Annotated in this window: 12 protein-coding genes; 7 read left to right on the plus strand and 5 right to left on the minus strand. The window is 68.1% G+C overall.

All coding sequences use genetic code 11. From position 1 onward, the window contains the following. From A5744_RS02785 to A5744_RS02795, 3 genes are all read left to right on the plus strand, one after another. The coding region (locus tag A5744_RS02785; protein ID WP_170874408.1) for a L,D-transpeptidase at positions 1-837 on the plus strand (837 nt) is incomplete at its 5' end. A 99-nt stretch (positions 838-936) separates the two neighbouring features. Beyond that, a complete protein-coding gene (locus tag A5744_RS02790; RefSeq protein WP_076058161.1) occupies positions 937-1,524 on the plus strand; it encodes a TetR/AcrR family transcriptional regulator in 588 nt (195 codons plus the stop codon). Next, positions 1,521-3,767: a molybdopterin-dependent oxidoreductase gene (locus A5744_RS02795; RefSeq protein ID WP_076058163.1), complete on the plus strand. Its 2,247-nt coding sequence runs from the start codon at positions 1,521-1,523 to the stop codon at positions 3,765-3,767. Before A5744_RS02790 ends, A5744_RS02795 begins: the two co-directional genes overlap by 4 nt. On the opposite strand, the gene A5744_RS02800 is transcribed toward A5744_RS02795, so the two are convergent. Continuing rightward, positions 3,751-5,736 carry a M13 family metallopeptidase gene (locus A5744_RS02800; protein ID WP_076058165.1) on the minus strand — a complete coding sequence of 662 codons (1,986 nt, stop codon included), beginning with the start codon at positions 5,734-5,736 and terminating at the stop codon, positions 3,751-3,753. The two genes, A5744_RS02795 and A5744_RS02800, sit on opposite strands and share 17 nt — an antisense overlap. Before the next feature lie 42 nt (positions 5,737-5,778). On the opposite strand from A5744_RS02800, the gene A5744_RS02805 reads away from it, so the two are divergent. Together A5744_RS02805 and A5744_RS02810 are read left to right on the plus strand one after the other, a co-directional pair. Next, positions 5,779-6,396, plus strand: coding sequence for a hypothetical protein (locus A5744_RS02805; RefSeq protein WP_076058166.1), 618 nt, complete (start codon positions 5,779-5,781; stop codon positions 6,394-6,396). After that, positions 6,393-7,082 (plus strand): hypothetical protein, encoded by a 690-nt coding sequence (locus tag A5744_RS02810; RefSeq protein ID WP_076058168.1) that lies wholly within the window; start codon positions 6,393-6,395, stop codon positions 7,080-7,082. Before A5744_RS02805 ends, A5744_RS02810 begins: the two co-directional genes overlap by 4 nt. Here the strand turns inward: A5744_RS02810 and A5744_RS02815 are convergent, their stop codons facing one another. Together A5744_RS02815 and A5744_RS02820 are read right to left on the minus strand one after the other, a co-directional pair. Then, complete coding sequence (locus tag A5744_RS02815; protein WP_076058170.1) at positions 7,083-7,598, minus strand: transcriptional regulator; 516 nt, start codon at positions 7,596-7,598, stop codon at positions 7,083-7,085. Further along, a complete protein-coding gene (locus A5744_RS02820) occupies positions 7,595-10,630 on the minus strand; it encodes an MMPL family transporter (protein ID WP_076058171.1) in 3,036 nt (1,011 codons plus the stop codon). Before A5744_RS02820 ends, A5744_RS02815 begins: the two co-directional genes overlap by 4 nt. A gap of 321 nt (positions 10,631-10,951) precedes the next feature. On the opposite strand from A5744_RS02820, the gene A5744_RS02825 reads away from it, so the two are divergent. Continuing rightward, positions 10,952-11,482, plus strand: coding sequence for a hemophore (locus A5744_RS02825; protein WP_076058173.1), 531 nt, complete (start codon positions 10,952-10,954; stop codon positions 11,480-11,482). On the opposite strand, the gene A5744_RS02830 is transcribed toward A5744_RS02825, so the two are convergent. Then, entirely contained in the window at positions 11,479-12,675 is a 1,197-nt protein-coding gene (locus A5744_RS02830) for a YbhN family protein (RefSeq protein ID WP_076058363.1), read from the minus strand. The genes A5744_RS02825 and A5744_RS02830 overlap by 4 nt on opposite strands. Positions 12,676-12,833: 158 nt before the next feature. Between A5744_RS02830 and A5744_RS02835 the strand changes: the two genes are divergently transcribed. Further along, positions 12,834-13,979, plus strand: a complete 1,146-nt coding sequence (locus tag A5744_RS02835) for an AI-2E family transporter (RefSeq protein ID WP_076058175.1) — start codon at positions 12,834-12,836, stop codon at positions 13,977-13,979. Between the two features lie 11 nt (positions 13,980-13,990). On the opposite strand, the gene A5744_RS02840 is transcribed toward A5744_RS02835, so the two are convergent. After that, a complete protein-coding gene (locus A5744_RS02840) occupies positions 13,991-16,801 on the minus strand; it encodes an MMPL family transporter (protein WP_076058176.1) in 2,811 nt (936 codons plus the stop codon). Between the last annotated feature and the right edge of the window lie 13 nt (positions 16,802-16,814).

Consider the following 16,814-nt stretch of genomic DNA (forward strand, 5'->3'; position numbering starts at 1 on the left):
GCCGGCGTCGTCGACCCGGCCCGGGAAGTTTATGATCAGCGGCCGCCCAACCCCCTGGCTCCGCCGCCTGTCGCACAACCGGCGGCCGCGGCCGCCGGGCAGGACCCGACGCCCTTCACCGGCACCGCGCCGTTCGGGCCCCCGAAGATCCTGCCCGCCGGTGGCTCGACGGTGGGGGTCGGTCAGCCGATCATCATCAACTTCCCGGGCCGGGTCGACGACGCCGGCGCGGCCATCAACGCCGTCCACGTGTCGTCCGTCCCACCGGTCCCCGGCAAGTTCTACTGGATGACGCCAACGCAGCTACGGTGGCGCCCGCTGAGCTTCTGGCCCGCACACACCGCGGTGACCGTCGACGCGGGCGGCACGGTGTCGAGCTTCCACACCGGCGACACGCTGATCGCCACGGCCGACGACGCCACGCACCAGCTGACCGTGACCCGCAACGGCACCGTGGAGAAGACCATCCCGATGTCGATGGGCATGACGTCCGGCAACCACCAAACTCCCAACGGCACGTACTACGTGCAGGAGAAGATGCCCTCGGTGGTGATGGATTCCTCGACCTACGGGGTCCCCGTCAACTCGACGTACGGCTACAAGGTGACCGTCGAACTCGCCGTCCGATTCGACAACGTCGGCGACTTCGTGCACAGCGCCCCGTGGTCGGTGGACGACCAGGGCAAGCGCGATGTCAGCCACGGCTGCATCAACATCAGCCCGGCCAACGCGAGGTGGTTCTTCGACAACTTCGGCGCCGGTGACCCGATCATCGTGAAGAACTCGAGCGGCGGCGACTACAAAAAGAACGACGGCTCCGCCGACTGGATGAACTAACGGCTTAGCTGCTCGCGGGTTGAGCGGTCCCCCTCTGGGGGAGTGCCCCCAGCTCGCGGGGCTTCCGTTTGCCCGGCGGTTATGTATAGCATCATACATATGCGAAGCCCCCGCGAGCGGATGGTTGTCTCCGCCGCGCTGTTGATCAGGGAACGCGGCGCGCACGCCACCGCGATCTCCGACGTCCTCGAACACAGCGGGGCGCCCCGCGGCTCGGCCTATCACTACTTCCCGGGCGGGCGGACCCAACTGCTCTGCGAGGCGGTCGATCTCGCCGGCGAGCATGTCGAAGCCCTCATCAGCCAGCCGGACAGCAGCAGCGAATTGTTGGACACGCTGATCGACACGTATCGACGCCAGCTGCTCGACACCGATTTCCGCGCCGGTTGCCCGATCGTCGCCGTCTCGGTCGAAGCCGGTGACGAGCAGGACCGCGACCGCATGGCGCCGGTGGTCGAGCGCGCGGCCGCGGTGTTCGACCGCTGGAACGACCTGATCGCGGCGCGCTTCATCAGCGACGGCATCGCGCCGGACCGCGCCCGCGACCTGGCGATGACCGCGACGGCCGCGCTCGAGGGCGCGATCGTGCTGGCCCGGGTGCGGCGCGACCTGACACCCCTTGATGCCGTGCACCGCCAGTTACACCGGCTGCTCGAAGTCGAGCTCTCCGAAAGGAATTCGCAATGACGACCACCGATTGGCAGCCCACCGCATGCATTCTGTGCGAATGCAACTGCGGCATCGTTGTGCAGGTCGAGGACCGCAAACTGGCGCGCATCCGCGGCGACAAGGAGCATCCCGGGTCGCAGGGCTACACCTGCAACAAGGCGCTGCGGCTGGATCATTACCAGAACAACCGCGCTCGCCTGACCTCTCCGATGCGCCGCCGCGCCGACGGAACCTTCGAGGAGATCGACTGGGACACCGCGATTGTCGAGATCGCCGAGCGTTTCAAGCACATCCGCGACACTTATGGCGGCGACAAGATCTTCTATTACGGCGGCGGCGGGCAGGGCAACCACCTGGGCGGGGCCTACAGCGGGGCGTTCCTGAAGGCGCTGGGGTCACGCTATCGGTCAAATGCGTTGGCGCAGGAGAAGACCGGTGAAGCATGGGTAGACGCGCAGCTGTACGGCGGTCACACGCGAGGCGAGTTCGAGCACGCCGAGGTGTCGGTGTTCGTCGGCAAGAACCCCTGGATGTCGCAGAGCTTTCCCCGGGCCCGGGTCGTGCTCAACGAGATCGCCAAGGACCCGAACCGGTCGATGATCGTGATCGATCCCGTGCTCACCGACACCGCGAAGATGTCCGACTTCCACCTGCGGGTGCGGCCCGGCACCGACGCGTGGTGTCTGGCGGCCCTGGCCGGCATCCTGGTCCAGGAAAACCTTTGCGACGAAGCGTTTCTCGCTGAGCACGTTCATGGGGTAGACGCCGTGCGGGACGCGCTGCGCGAAGTACCGGTCGCCGACTACGCGCAGCGCTGCGGGGTGGACGAAGAGCTGCTCCGGGCGGCCGCGCGCCGCATCGCGGCCGCGGACAGCGTCGCGGTGTTCGAGGACCTCGGCATCCAGCAGGGGCCCAACAGCACGCTGTGCTCGTATCTGAACAAGATGCTGTGGATTCTCACCGGCAATTTCGCGAAAAAGGGTGGCCAGCACCTGCATTCGTCGTTCGCACCCCTGTTCAGCACGGTCTCCGGCCGCACTCCCGTCACCGGCGCACCCATCATCGCCGGACTGATCCCGGCGAATGCGGTGCCCGAAGAGATTTTGACCGACCACCCGGACCGGTTCCGGGCGATGATCGTCGAAAGCGGAAACCCCGCCCACTCGCTGGCCGACTCGGCCGCGTGCCGCGAGGCGTTCCAGAGCCTGGAGCTGATGGTGGTCGTCGACGTCGCGATGACCGAGACCGCCAGGCTGGCCCACTACGTGCTTCCCGCGGCCTCTCAGTTCGAAAAGCCCGAGGCCACATTCTTCAATTTCGAGTTCCCGCACAACGGCTTTCAGTTGCGCCGGCCGTTGCTCGAGCCGTTGCCGGGCACCCTGCCCGAACCCGAGATCTGGGCGCGGCTGGTGCGGGCGCTCGGCGTCGTCGACGAGGCGGACCTGCGCCCCCTGCGCGAGGCCGCGCAGCGCGGCCGCGACGCCTACACCGAGGCGTTCCTCGGCGCGATGGCCACCAACCCGACCGTCGCGAAGTTACTCCCGTATGTGCTCTACGAAACGCTCGGACCGACACTGCCGGAGGGCCTGGCCGGTGCGGCCGCCTTGTGGGGGCTGGCCCAGAAGACCGCGATGACCTATCCCGACGCGGTGCGGCGCGCCGGCCATGCCGACGGCAACGCGCTGTTCGACGCCATCATGGACAGCCCGTCGGGCGTCACGTTCACCGCCCATAACTACGAGGACGACTTCGAGCTGATCGGCCACGCCGATCACAAGATCGCCCTGGAAATCCCCGAATTGCTGGCCGATTTGGCGGCATTGGCCGCGGCACCGCCGCGGCTGACCACGCCGGAGTTTCCCATCGTGCTCTCGGTGGGCGAGCGGCGCGCCTACACCGCCAACGACATCTTCCGCGACCCGTCCTGGCGCAAACGCGACGCCGACGGGGCGCTGCGGGTCAGCGTGGAGGACGCCCAGGCCCTGGGGCTGGTCGACGGCGGCCGGGCCCGGGTCAGTACGGCCGCCGGAAACGCGGAGGCGACCATCGAAATCGCCGAGACCATGCTGCCCGGGCATGCGGCTCTGCCCAATGGTTTCGGACTCGACTACATCGACGACGACGGGCACACGGTCGTTCCCGGCGTCGCGCCCAACATGCTGACCTCCACGCGGTGGCGCGACGGCTACGCCGGCACGCCGTGGCACAAGCACGTGCCCGCCAGGATCGAGGCGCTGGCGGGGGTCAGTTCCAGATCCTGACCCGGCGCTGCGGTTCCAGGAACAACGCGTCGTCCTCGGCCACATCGAAGGCGTCGTAGAACGCGTCCACGTTGCGGATGACGCCGTTGCACCGGAACTCCGGCGGGGAGTGCGGGTCCACCGCTAGGCGCCGAATCGCTTCGGCCTCACGGGATTTGGTCCGCCACACCTGCGCCCAGCCGTAGAACACCCGCTGCACGCCGGTCAGGCCGTCGATGACCGGCGCGGGCCGGCCATTCAGCGACAACTGGTACGCCAGCAGCGCGATCGACAGCCCACCAAGGTCGCCGATGTTCTCCCCGACGGTGAACGCGCCATTCACGTGGTGGGCGCCGTCGAGACCCCTCGGCGTGTACGCCTCGTATTGCTCGATCAGCGCCTTGGTGCGGGCGCCGAACTCGGCGCGGTCGTCGTCGGTCCACCAGTCGAGGAGATTGCCGTCGCCGTCGTATTTGGCGCCCTGGTCGTCGAAACCGTGGCCGATCTCGTGCCCGATCACCGCGCCGATCCCGCCGTAGTTGGCGGCATCGTCGGCCCGGGCGTCGAAGAATGGCGGCTGCAAAATCGCTGCGGGAAATACGATTTCGTTCATACCCGGGTTGTAGTAGGCGTTGACGGTCTGCGGCGTCATGAACCATTCGTCGCGGTCCACCGGCCCGCCCAGCTTCGCCAGTTCACGGTCATGGTTGACGGCGTAGCCGCGCTGGTAGTTGCCGTAGAGGTCGTCGCGGTCGATCACCAGCTTGGAGTAGTCGCGCCACTTCGTCGGGTAGCCGACCTTGGCGGTGAACTTGTCCAGCTTGGCCAGCGCGCGTTGCCGGGTCTGCGGCGTCATCCAGTCCAGCTCGCTGATGCTGATGCGGTAGGCCTCTTGCAGGTTTTTCACCAGCTCGTCGATGCGCGCCTTCGCGTCCGGTGGGAAATGCCGTTGCACGTAAAGCTTTCCGACCGCATCGCCCATCACGCCCTCGACCAGCGACACCGCCCGCTTCCAGCGGTCCCGGATCTGTTCGGCACCGGTCAGCAGGCGGCCGTAGAAGTCGAAGTCCGCGGCGACGATGGCGTCGGTCAGCCAGGCCGCGCGGGCGCGGATCAACCGCCACCGCGCCCAGCGCTTCCAGTCGTCGAGATCTTCGCCGTGCCAGAGCGCGGCGAATGCGGTGAGGTAATCGGGTTGGCGCACAACAAGTTCCGCGAACGCCTCCGGCGCGCCGCCCAGCGCGGTCACCCAGCCGGCCCAGTCGAAGCCGGGGCCTTCGGTCCGCAGCTCGGCGAAGGTGCGCAGGTTGTAGGTGAGGTCGGCGTCGCGACGCTTGACGACATCCCAGTGCGCGGCGGCAAGTTTGGTCTCCAGCGCCACGATCCGGGCCGCGGTCTCGGCGTGGTCGGCCGCGTCACCGCCGTAAACCAGCCCGAACATCCGCGCGATGTGCCCCGGGTAGGCGGCCAGCACCGCGGCGTGCTGCTGGTCGCGGTAGTAGGACTCGTCGGGCAATCCGAGGCCGGATTGGTTGACGTGCACCAGGTATCGCGTCGAGTCCTTCGCATCGGTATCCACATACAGCCCGACGCCGCCACCGACCCCGGTGCGTTGCAGGGCGCCGAGGGTGGCCGCCAACGCCGCGGCGTCGGCGGCGTCGTCGATGGTGGCCAGCTCGTCGAGTAGTGGCTCGGTTCCCCGCCGTTCGACGGCTGCCTCGTCGAGGAAGCTGGCGTAGAGGTCGCCGATGCGTTGTGCATCAGTGCCCACCGGTGCGCCGCTTCGGCTCGCTTCGACGATCAGATCGCGCACCTGCTCCTCGGCCTGGTCGAAGAGCAGACGGAAAGCGCCGTCGGTCGCGCGGTCGGCGGGTATGTCGTGTTCGGCCAGCCAGCGGCCGTTGACGTGGCCGAACAGATCGTCCTGGGGGCGGGCATTCTCGTCGACGTAGCTCAGGTCGATGCCCGAGCGGATGGCCTCTACTGTCACCCCGCCATCCTTCCATCTCTTTTCGGGTGCAACGATCGGCCCATGTCCGACGCCGAGGAGACCGAAGCACCCGACGACGACGATCCCGTCGAGGAAGCCGCGGCGGACGGGATGTTTTCTCCGTACGGCATCGCGTCGACCGTGATCGGCCTGCTGTCGGTGGCCGCGGTGGTGCTCGGCGCGCTCATCTGGAACGCACACCGTGACGAGGTGGGCGAACGCAGCTACCTGAGCCGCGTCATGCAGACGGCCGCGGACTGGACCGGCGTGCTGATCAACATGAACACGAAGAACATCGACACCAGCCTGCAGAAGCTGCACGACGGCACGGTCGGTGAACTCAACACTGACTTCGACGCGGCGATGCAGCCCTACCGGCAGGTGGTGGAAAAGCTGCAGTCGCAAAGCAGCGGCCGGATCGAAGCCGTTGCGATCGAAACGGTGCGCCACGACCTGGATCCCCAGCCCGGTGCCCCCAAGCCGGTGGTCCCCACCAAGTTGCCGCCGTTCGCCAGCCGCGCCGACTCGGTGATGCTGGCCGCCACATCGGTCAGCGAGAACGTCGGCGCCAAACCCCAGACGGTGCACTGGAATTTGCGGCTCGAGGTCTCCGACGTGGACGGCAAGCTGCTGATCTCCGGGCTGGAGTCGATCCGGTGAGAAATCTTTGGCGGCTCTTGGCTTTCGACATCGTGGCCCCGCTGGTCGCGATTGGCGCGCTGCTGATGATCGGGGTCATCCTGGGCTGGCCGCTGTGGTGGGTGTCGGCCTGCTCGGTGCTGTTGGTGCTGATCGCCGAGGGCGTCGGCGTCAACTTCTGGCTGCTGCGCCGCGATTCGGTGAGCGTCGGCACCGACGACGACGCCCCCGGGCTGCGGCTGGCCGTCGTGTTGTTGTGCGCGGCCGCGCTGACGGCGGCCGTGCTGACCGGATACACGCACTGGACCACATCGGATCGCGAGTTCAAGAAGGACTCGCGGCAGGTGGTGCAGGTCGCCACGGGGATGGCGGAGGCGATGGCGTCGTTCACCCCGAGCGCCCCGACGAGTTCCATCGACCGGGCCGCAGCGATGATGGTGCCCGAGCAGGCCGGGGCATTCAAGGAGCAATACAAAAAGACCAGCGCCGATCTGGCCCAGCACAACGTCACCGCACAGGCCTCGACGCTGGCGGCCGGAGTCGAGGCCATCGGCCCGACGGCGGCCAGTGTGGCGGTGATCCTCCGGGTCACCCAGAACACGCCCGGCCAGCCGCCCAGCCGAGCGGCGCCCGCACTGCGGGTGGCGCTGATCAAGCGCGACGGCAATTGGCTGGTGTCCGACGTGGTGCCGGTCAACGCCCGCTGATCAGTTGGCTTCGGCGGATCGGGGCGATTTCACCTTGACGAAACGGTCCGACAAACGACGGATCCGGATCATCAGCGAGGCCGACGGGGACACGCTGCCGTCGAGATAGGCGGCCAGATCCTCGGGCTCCACCCCGATGCGGGAAGCGAATTCCTGTTCCGCCAGCCCCGACCGGTCGATCAGCAGACGCACGTGGCGGGCCACCTCGGTGCGTTCATTGGCCTCGAGGTGGGCGCGGGCGCGCTCGAGCACCTCCCACAGCGCCTTGGAGATGCCATACGGGCGGGTGCCCTCGAGGACTTCCTCGACCTGCCGGGCCGTGCGCCCATACGGGTCGCGCTTGAGCGCGCCGGCGATGCGCTTCCAGGTGTCGATGTCCCCGCCCTGCAGCGCCGAGCGGATGGCCGAGGTCGGCCAGAACTCCACCGGCTGCTCGGAATCACCCCCGGGCTTGCGCTGTTCAGGGGCCGGCCGCTCAGATGGCGGCGTGGGGCGTCGGTCGGCTGCCAACGTCACCTCGCCTCCTCCAGCATCGCGACGGCCACCGACAGACAGCGCTGCCTGACCTCTTCCCAGTCCGCCTTGGCGTCTGGTTCAGACCACTGCTCATCGAAATCGGACGGATGCGGATCTGCGAGCCGACGGACCAACTGGGTGGCAATCCATTGCTGCCTCGGTGGTTGACAACAGTAATACCTGTCGATTCCGGCCAGGACCAGCGCGGCGGTTTCGGGTTCCAATGTGTCCACCATGTCAGCAAATTCGGCGTAGTCGCGGCTGCTGTTACGGCACATGATCAGGTAGCCCTTGAGGCGCAGCGCCTCCGCGCCGGTGGGGACCAGCAACCGGTCCCCGGTGGGCAGTTGCACGTTGGTGGTCTCCACCGGGCTGCGTCGCGCGTACCTCGGTTCCTCGCCCGCGTCGGCGTCGAGGTCGGTCTCCAGCGCGTCGATGGCGACCGAAAGCCGTCCCCGCCACAGGGTGACCGGATGGACCGGCCGGTCGCCCCCGGCGATCGCCCGGGCGATGCCGTTGCGTGACGCCAGGCCGCCGACCAGCTTCTTGGTGCCCAGGGGACCATTGGTATTGCCGTTGGTGCCGTTCTTCGAATTGGCCCGGGCCATCCCCTCGGCCTCGTCGCAGATGTCGACCTGGTGGGGGATCTGTCCGGGACCCCGGCCGCGCCTGTCCTGTTCGGGACCGGGTTCCGTCGCCTTGCCGTTGCGCCCGCACCCGGTGAAGGCCAGCGGATCGGCCACGCAGATCGCGTCGGGCGCCAAGTGCTTCAGTTTTGCCGACGACTTGAGGACCATCCGCAGGTCCGCACTGGGCGCGGTCAACGCCGAGATGTCGTCGGGGATGACCACGATGTCACTCAGGTCGACCTCGGGCAGCGGCCTGTCGAAGTCCACCGACGGCAGGACGCGGGACAGCCAGCGGGGCAGCCACCAGTTCCACTGGGCGAACATCGCCATCAGCGCGGGCACCAGGACCAGCCGGACGATGGTGGCGTCCACCGCGATCGCGACGGCGCACGCCACACCGATCTCGGCCACCAGCGGCATGCCGGCGAACGCGAAGCCGATGAACACCGCGATCATGATCAGGGCGGCGCTCGTGATCGTGCGCGCGCTGGTGCTCACGCCGTATGCCACCGCGTCGCGGGTATTGCCGGTGCGCAGGAAGCGTTCCCGGATGCGGGTGAGCAGGAAGATCTCGTAGTCCATCGACAACCCGAAGGTCATCGCCAGCACCAGCGGGGGGACGGTGCTGTCGATCGAGCTGATGTGGCTGAACCCGAGATCGGACAGCCAGCCCCACTGGAACACCATCACCAGGCTGCCGTAGGCGGCGGCGACGGACAGCAGCGTCATCAGCACGCCTTTGAGCGCCAAGAACACCGAGTGGATCGAGACGAGCAGCATCACGAACGCGATGAGCGCGACGAAGAGCAGCACCAGGGGCTCGGTCGCCGAGACGCGGTCATCGAAATCTTTGATCAGCGCGGTCGGACCACCGACGTCCACCCGCGCCGCCCCCTGCTCCTTGGGCAGCTGCGCGCGCATCCAGTCGACGGTGTGCCGCGCGCTCATGTCCTCGGGATCGACCGACAACACCGCGGACAGCAACGCGCTGTTGTTGTCGTCGGCGAATTGCGGTGGCGCCACCGATATGACCTTGGGCGCCTGGGCCATTCGTTGCCGGATCGCCGCGATCGCCTGGCCGTGCTCGGGCGCGGAGGCGCTGCCGTCGGGAAATGTGACCAGCACCTGAACCGGGCCCAGGGCGCCGGGTCCGAGCGCTTCGGACGCCGCGCCGACCCCGGCGCGAATCTCGTGCGAGTAGTCGAATTGGCGCAGCAGGCTGTTGCCCAGCACCATCGATGTCGCCGGCGCCGCCATGACCAGCAGGACGGTCGAGGCCGCCAGCGCCGAGATCCACGGCCGGCGCATGACCCAGCCGACCCAGCGGTTCCAGAACCGCGATTGCGTGCTCTCCGGCCGCCGCGACCAGTGCAGCAGGGCCGAGCGCTTGGCGGCCGACCGGCCGAAGGTCGCCAGCACCGCCGGCGTCAGGGTCGCCGACGTCAGCATCGCCACCGCGACGGCCATGATCGCCCCGCTGGCCATCGACTTCAGCGCCGGGGTGTTGATCAGGTAGATGCCGGTGAGTGAGGCGATCACCGTCATCCCGGACAGCACGACCGCCAGCCCGGAGGTGGCCATCGCGGCGTCGACGGCTTCGCGCGGCTGTCGGCCGGTACGCAGCTCCTCGCGGAAGCGCATCAAAATGAACAGCGAGTAGTCGACGGCAAGCGCGATGCCGAACATGGACACCGTCGACGTCACGAACACCGACATCGTGGTGTAGGCCGACAACAGGTAGACCAGGCCCATTGTGACGACGACCGTGCAGACGCCCAGGGCTAGCGGAATCGCCGCTGCCGCAAGCGAACCGAACACCGCGAGCAAGACGATCAGAATGATCGGCAGGTTCCACTGTTCGGCCTTGGCGATGTCGTGTTTGGTGTTTGCCGCCGCCGCGGCGGACAGCGCGCCCTGCCCGATGACGTAAAGCCGGACCCGGCCGTTCGCGGTCTGGCCGGACTGGTCGCCGTTGATGCCCACCTTTTGGCGTAGCTGCTTGGCGATGTCGCTGGTGCCGGAATTGCGGGAATCCAGCCGCAGCGACAGCACATAAGGCCGGTCGGGTTGCGGTGGCCGCTGGGTGGGGTTGGGCACCTCCGTCACGCCGGGGAACTCACCGGCGATCTGCCGCAGTTGCGCCACCGCGTCGTTGATGTCTTGGTAGCTGGCGTCCGGGCGGGGGGCGGCGACCAGGGCCAGGGACGACGCGCCCTGCTCGTGATACTGCTCCTCGAGCTGATCGTGGACCGCCAGCGACTGGGAGCCGGCCACCTCGAAACCGCCGCCGGTGAGATTTCCCGACTGCGTCAGCGCCAGATAGACCGCCGGCACCAACGCCAGCAACCAGCCTGTGAAGACCAACCAGCGGTGCCTGCGCAGGCTGCGGCTTAGGCGCATCATGAACTGCTGGATTTCGGTCTCCCCGGTCTTCTCGCGTAATGCGTGAGGGCGAGAATACCGCAGGAGGCTGTGGAGTATTGCCGCTTATGTGGTTCCTGAGCTGCGCAGACATCGAAGTTGCCAAGACGCTGCGAAGCCGTTGTGAATCGGTGATCAACCGGGATATCGGTCACATCCACTGGCAGCCCCGGTACCGGGGATGGCAGGATGTCGCATGCCGCGCGGGGGTCGGGGAACTTCGCGGCGAAATCGGCCTCTCAATCGCAGCGGTTTGCGACGCGTCAGAAATCGCGAGATCTCGCAAACGCAAAGGAGTTATCCATGAGGACAGCGACCGCGACCGGACGCCGCAGGATCGTCGCCGTGGTGCTCGCCACCGCCGCGCCGTGCGCCGCGGCCGCGGTTCTGGCGGGGCCGCCGGCCACCGGTGCCAACGACCCGTGCGCGGCCAGTGAAGTCGCGCGGACGATCGGTTCGGTCTCCAAGTCGATGGGCGACTACCTGGACGCGCATCCCGAGACGAACCAGGCGATGACGACGATGCTGCAGCAGCAGGCCGGCCCGCAGTCGCTGGACTCGATGAAGTCCTACCTCCAGGCCAACCCCAAGGTCGCTCTTGATATGACGTCCATCGCGCAGCCGCTGACCAACGTCTCGACGCAGTGCAAGCTGCCGATCACGCTCCCGCAGGCGCTGGGCCTGATGCAGCAGGCCCAGGGTGCGACGGGCGGGTCACCCGCCGCGACCGGACCGGTCCCGCCGGCGCCGGGCGGCGCCCTGCTGCCGGGCGTCACGGTGGGCACCCCGAGCGGGCCGGTGGGCGTCCCGCCGCGGGCGAACAACGTCGGCTAAGGGCCGCTTTCCGGATCTCGATCGGGCGGCGGCAGCGGTCCCTGCAGGGCCGTCTCCGTCGGGTCGGCGGCGAGATCGCCCTGGTGCCGCACGACGGGCAGCGGACCGGTGATCGGTTCGTCGTCGTCCGAATCGGCGACGTTCTCGGTGCGGAACATGAAGAAGAACACCACCCAGCCGACCGCGGCGATGAGCAACCAGCTGATCAACCGGTAGATCAGCATCGCCGAGATGGCACTGGGCAGCGACATGCCGCTGGAGACCAGGCCCGGGACCAGCACCGCCTCGACGACCAGCAGCCCGCCCGGCATCAGCGGGATGGTGCCGACCGCCCGGGCCGCCGCGTAGGCGACGGTCAGGCCAGCCACCGATGCGTGGTCGCCGGCCGCGTACGCGGCGAAGCCGAGGCAGGCGACGTCGGCGATCCAGTTGAACAATGACCAGCCGAACGCCACCCCCAAGTCGCGCCGACCCAGGCTCACCGATTCGAGCTGCATGAGCGTCGCGCGCCACTTCTCCAGACCGGAGTCGGCCGGCCGCCCCCGAATCGAGTTGACCCACGACAAGACCCGGCTGCCGATGCCGTCGATCAGTTCCGGCCGCGACGCCACCGCCTGGGCGAGCAGCAGCAACGCGACGAAGCCGCCGAGCGTGAACAGCAGCGAGAACGGGTTGTTCTTCGCGCCCAGCAGGAACGCGCCGCCAAGGCCGAGCAGCGCCAGCCCCACGGCCTGCAGCACGCCCGACATCACCAGCTGCCAGGACGCTACCACCGTCGAAGCGCCCCAGAGCCGCTGCTGACGGAACAGGAAGGTGGCCGACAGCACCGGCCCGCCGGGCAGCGTGGTGCTCAGCGAGTTGGCGGCGTAGAACGCGGCCTCCGACCGCAATTGTTTGACGTGCACGCCAGCGGATTTCAGCAGCGTCCGCTGGATCTGGGCGAAGCTGTGCATCGACGCGGCGGCCGCTGCCACCGCGGCCAGCAGCCACCACCAGTTGGCCTCGTAGACGCTCGCCCAGGCTTTGGCCAGCTGGTCCCATCCCAGGGCGATCTCGACGGCCAGCACGACCGCGACGGCCGACAGCACCACCCAGCGCAGCCACCAGTACTTCCCGCGCGGCGTGTCTCCCCCGCGGGCGGGTGGTACCCCCAGCCGAGGGTTGAGTTTGTGGGCGGGTGCGTCCGGCGACACGTGCATCAGGGTAACCGTGCAGGTGGCGCCGGAATTGGGGCGAAGCTCCGACCGTGTCGTCGTCGTAACCGGATCGTGCCGCCCGGGTGGTCCGTGGCCCGACCCGCGGACACGTGCGGAGGCGTTTGGCGGCGGCCCCCGGCGGATAGGCTGGCCAAATGCCGGCAAACCCCGACGACGCCGCGGTCGAACCGCTTGTCCGCAGGGCCGCGGCCTGGTCTTGGCGCTTGCTCGTCATCCTGGCCGCGGTGGTCGCCCTGCTGTGGGTCGTGAAAAGGCTCGAAATCATCGTCGTCCCGGTGTTGCTGGCGTTGATGATCAGCGCGTTGCTGGTGCCGGCGGTCGACTGGCTGGATCGGCGGGGCCTGCCGCGCGGTGGCGCGGTGGCGCTGGTCCTGCTGGGCGGCTTCGCGATCCTGGGCGGCATCCTGTCGTTCGTCATCATCCAGTTCATCTACGGGTTGCCCGACTTGACCAAGCAGGTGGAGCACAGCATCGACTCCACCCGCAGGTGGCTGATCGAAGGGCCCGCGCATCTGCGCGGCGAGCAGATCGACAACGCGGGAAACGCCGCGATCCAGGCGCTGCACAACAACCAGTCCAAGCTGACCAGCGGCGCCCTGTCCACCGCCGCCACGGTCACCGAGCTGGTCACCGCGGCGGTGTTGGTGCTGTTCACGCTGATTTTCTTCCTCTACGGCGGCCGCAACATCTGGCAGTACGTGGTCAAGATCTTCCCGACCGACGTCCGCGAGCGGGTAATGGCCGCCGGCCGCGCCGGATATGGGTCGTTGATCGGCTACGTGCGGGCCACCTTCCTGGTGGCGCTGACGGACGCGGCCGGTGTTGGCACCGGGTTGGCGATCATGGGCATCCCGCTGGCACTGCCGCTGGCGTCGATCGTCTTCCTGGGCGCGTTCATCCCGCTGATCGGTGCGTTGGTCTCGGGTCTGCTGGCCGTGGTGGTCGCGCTGCTGGCCAAGGGCATCGTCTACGCGCTGATCACCCTGGGTTTGCTGATCGCGGTCAACCAACTCGAAGCCCATTTGCTGCAGCCGCTGGTGATGGGCCGCGCGGTGTCGATTCATCCGCTGGCGGTGGTGCTGGCCATTTCGACCGGCGGTGTGCTCGCGGGGATCGTCGGCGCTCTGCTCGCGGTTCCGACGGTCGCGTTCCTCAACAACGCGATACAGGTACTGCTCGCGCCGGATCCATCCGCCGAGGCCGAGAAGCAGACCGAGGAGGGCGACGACGGGGGCATCGTCCAGGCCGAACCGGACAGCGCAGACGAACAGTCGGCCTGAGGGTCGAGGTTCTACAAACGGCCTTCGCGGCGCAGCAGATCCTGCGCGGACAGACCACCGCCGCCGCGGCGGCGCGGCCGCGAGTTGTCGCCGTTGTCGCCGGGGTCGCCCTCTCCGCGGGCGTTGAGCTTCTCGGTGGCCGGATCCGAGTCGTCGGCCTCCGGCCGCCTGACCGGAGACCCGCCGGCCGGTTCGTTGTTCGGCGGGACCCGCATCGCCTGCGTCTGACCGGCCGACGGCGACGGGGGACGTGCGGGCGGGGCGGGCTGGGCGGGTCCGCGCCGGTCGGCCGGGCGCGGGGCGCCGGGCACCGAGAGGCGTGACGTCTTGGCCTCCGTCGCCTGCGCGCTGGGAATGCGTGTGGTGTTCGCACCGGAGGGCAGCTCCGCCGGGCGGGGCCGCGACGGCTCCGGGGGCGGGGCGGGATGGGTGGGGTCGTGCGGTTGCCGCGCGGGGGCGGCAACCAGGCTGGCCGCGGCGACCGGGGGCCGCCCAGAACGCCCTTCGACGGTGGGCCGCTTGCGCTCGTCGGGCAGGTCGATCTCGCCCAGCCCGATGCGGTTCTGCAGCTGCCGGGCCCAGCGCGGAGCCCACCAGCAGTCGTCGCCGAGCAGCTTCATCACCGACGGCACCAGGAACATCCGGACCACCGTCGCGTCCAGCAGCAGCGCTGCCGCCAAGCCGAACGCCAGGTACTTCATCATCACCAGGTCGGAGAACATGAACGACCCGGCGACCACGGCGAGCACCAGCGCGGCGGCCGTGATCAGACGCCCCGTGGTCGCGGTACCGATCCGGATCGCCTCCGCGGTCGACATGCCGCGTTCCCGCGCCTCGACCATTCGGGACACCAGGAACACCTCGTAGTCGGTGGCCAGGCCGAACCCGACTGCGACGACCAGCGCGATCAGCACCACCATCAACGGCGTCGGCGTGAAGTTCAGCAACGTCGAGAAGTGCCCGTCGACGAAGATCCAGGTCAGGATGCCCAGCGTGGACCCGAGCGTCAGCGCGCTCATCACCACCGCCTTGATTGGCAACACCACCGACCCGAACGCCAGGAACATCAACAGCGTTGTGGCGCCGAGCAATAGGACGAGCATCAGCGGCGCCTTGCTGAACAGGCTGTGGATGCTGTCCTGCTCCAGCGCCGGCGTGCCGCCGACCAGAAGAGTCAGGCCCTTCGGCGGCGATATCGCCCGCAGCTCGCTGATCTTCTTGGCGGCGTCATTGCGATTGGACAGGCCGTTCTGGATCACCCGCACCGACCCGTCCTTGGGCTGCGCAGCCCCGTTCGGCCCGCTGACACAGGGGTTGCCGGCGATCGTGGGACACGGCCGCTCCTGCCAGGTTTTGTCGGTAAACCCGGTAATCGAAGAGATCCGGTTGCGGATGTCGGCAACCTGCTGATCGGTGACCTTGCTGCCGTTATCGCTCTTGATCACCATCGTCAGTTGTTCGGTCCGGTATCCGGGAAAGAGCTTGTCGAAGTGCTCCTGCGCCAGACGGACGGAATTGTTGGGCGGCAGGTACTTCTCGCTCATGCCGCCGAACGACAGGTTGCCGAGCGGGATGACCAGCAGGATCATGCCGACGGCGATCGGGATGGCGAACGCCAGCGGCCGCTTCATCACGAAGTTGACGAGCTTGCCCCAGAACCCGGCCTCGACCTCCTCGCGGGTCTTGGTCTTCTGCAGCCGGTCGGCGAGCCAGTTGAGGTAGGCGCGCGAATACTTCCAATTGCGCAGGAACGGGACCCGGAACGCCGTCCGCACGCCCAGCGCGTCGACGTGGCGGCCGAGGATCCCCAGGCAGGCCGGCAGCAACGTGATCGAGAGCAGCGCCGCAAGCCCGACCGCGGCGAAGATCGCGTAGACCAGCGAATGCACGAAGCCCTGCGGCAACACCAGCAGGCTGGCGCTCGACGCGATGATCAGCGCCGCGGAGAACGTCACGGTGCGACCGGCCGTCATGACCGTGCGGCGCACGGCGGCGTCGGTGTCGTAGCCCTCGGCGATCTCCTCGCGGAATCGGCTCACCACGAAAAGCCCGTAGTCGATGGCGATACCGAAACCGATCAGCGAGATCACCGGTTGGGCGAAGAAGTGCACCGGGCCGAAGATGGCGACGAACCGCAGGATGCCCAGCGAGCCTGCAATGCTGAGACCGCCCACCATGACCGGCAGGCCGGCGGCGACCGCGCCGCCGAACACCAGGAACAGCACCACCGTCACTATCGGTAGCCCGATGTATTCCAGAGCCTCTTGGTCGGTGGCGATGGTGCCGGTCAGGGCGTTGGCTATCGGCTCCAGGCCGGCGAGCTGAACCGTGCCGCCGTCGAGCTTCTGCAGGTCGGGCGCGATGGCCTTGTAGTTGTTGAGGATGCTGTCGTCGTCGTCGCCCTTCAGCGGGATGGAGACGAACGTGTGCTTCCTATCCTCGGTGGCCATCCCCTTGATCAGGGAGCTCGGGCTGTCGGGCGCCGCGAGCCAGCCGGCCCAACCGACGACCTGATCGGGATGGTCGTTCTTGAACTTGTTGAGCTCGCCGACGATTCTGTCCCGCCACGCCGGGTCGTCGACCGATCCTCCGTTGGGGGCGGTGAAGGTGGCCACCACGTGGCTGGTGCGGTCGCGGCCGTAGGTCTTGTCGCCGAGTACCGACGCCTTCACCGATTGGCTGCCCTCGTCGTAGAAGCCGCTCTGTGTGACATGCTTGCCCAGGCTCATCCCGAACAGGCCGCCGAGAAGGCAAAGAGCCACCGTGACTCCGATGACGATGTACCGGTAGCGGTACACGGTTCGACCCCACCAGGCGAACACGTAAGCTCCTTAC

The sequence above is a fragment of the Mycobacterium sp. IS-1264 genome (assembly GCF_001954195.1).
In the GTDB taxonomy this organism is placed as follows: Bacteria; Actinomycetota; Actinomycetes; order Mycobacteriales; family Mycobacteriaceae; genus Mycobacterium.

Excerpts from the sequence above, each read along its gene's own strand:
- A5744_RS02790 (WP_076058161.1), top strand. The coding sequence starts at position 937 with ATGCGAAGCCCCCGCGAGCGGATGGTTGTCTCCGCCGCGCTGTTGATC.
- A5744_RS02795 (WP_076058163.1), top strand. The coding sequence starts at position 1,521 with ATGACGACCACCGATTGGCAGCCCACCGCATGCATTCTGTGCGAATGC.
- A5744_RS02805 (WP_076058166.1), top strand. The coding sequence starts at position 5,779 with ATGTCCGACGCCGAGGAGACCGAAGCACCCGACGACGACGATCCCGTC.
- A5744_RS02820 (WP_076058171.1), bottom strand. The coding sequence starts at position 10,630 with ATGATGCGCCTAAGCCGCAGCCTGCGCAGGCACCGCTGGTTGGTCTTC.
- A5744_RS02825 (WP_076058173.1), top strand. The coding sequence starts at position 10,952 with ATGAGGACAGCGACCGCGACCGGACGCCGCAGGATCGTCGCCGTGGTG.
- A5744_RS02835 (WP_076058175.1), top strand. The coding sequence starts at position 12,834 with ATGCCGGCAAACCCCGACGACGCCGCGGTCGAACCGCTTGTCCGCAGG.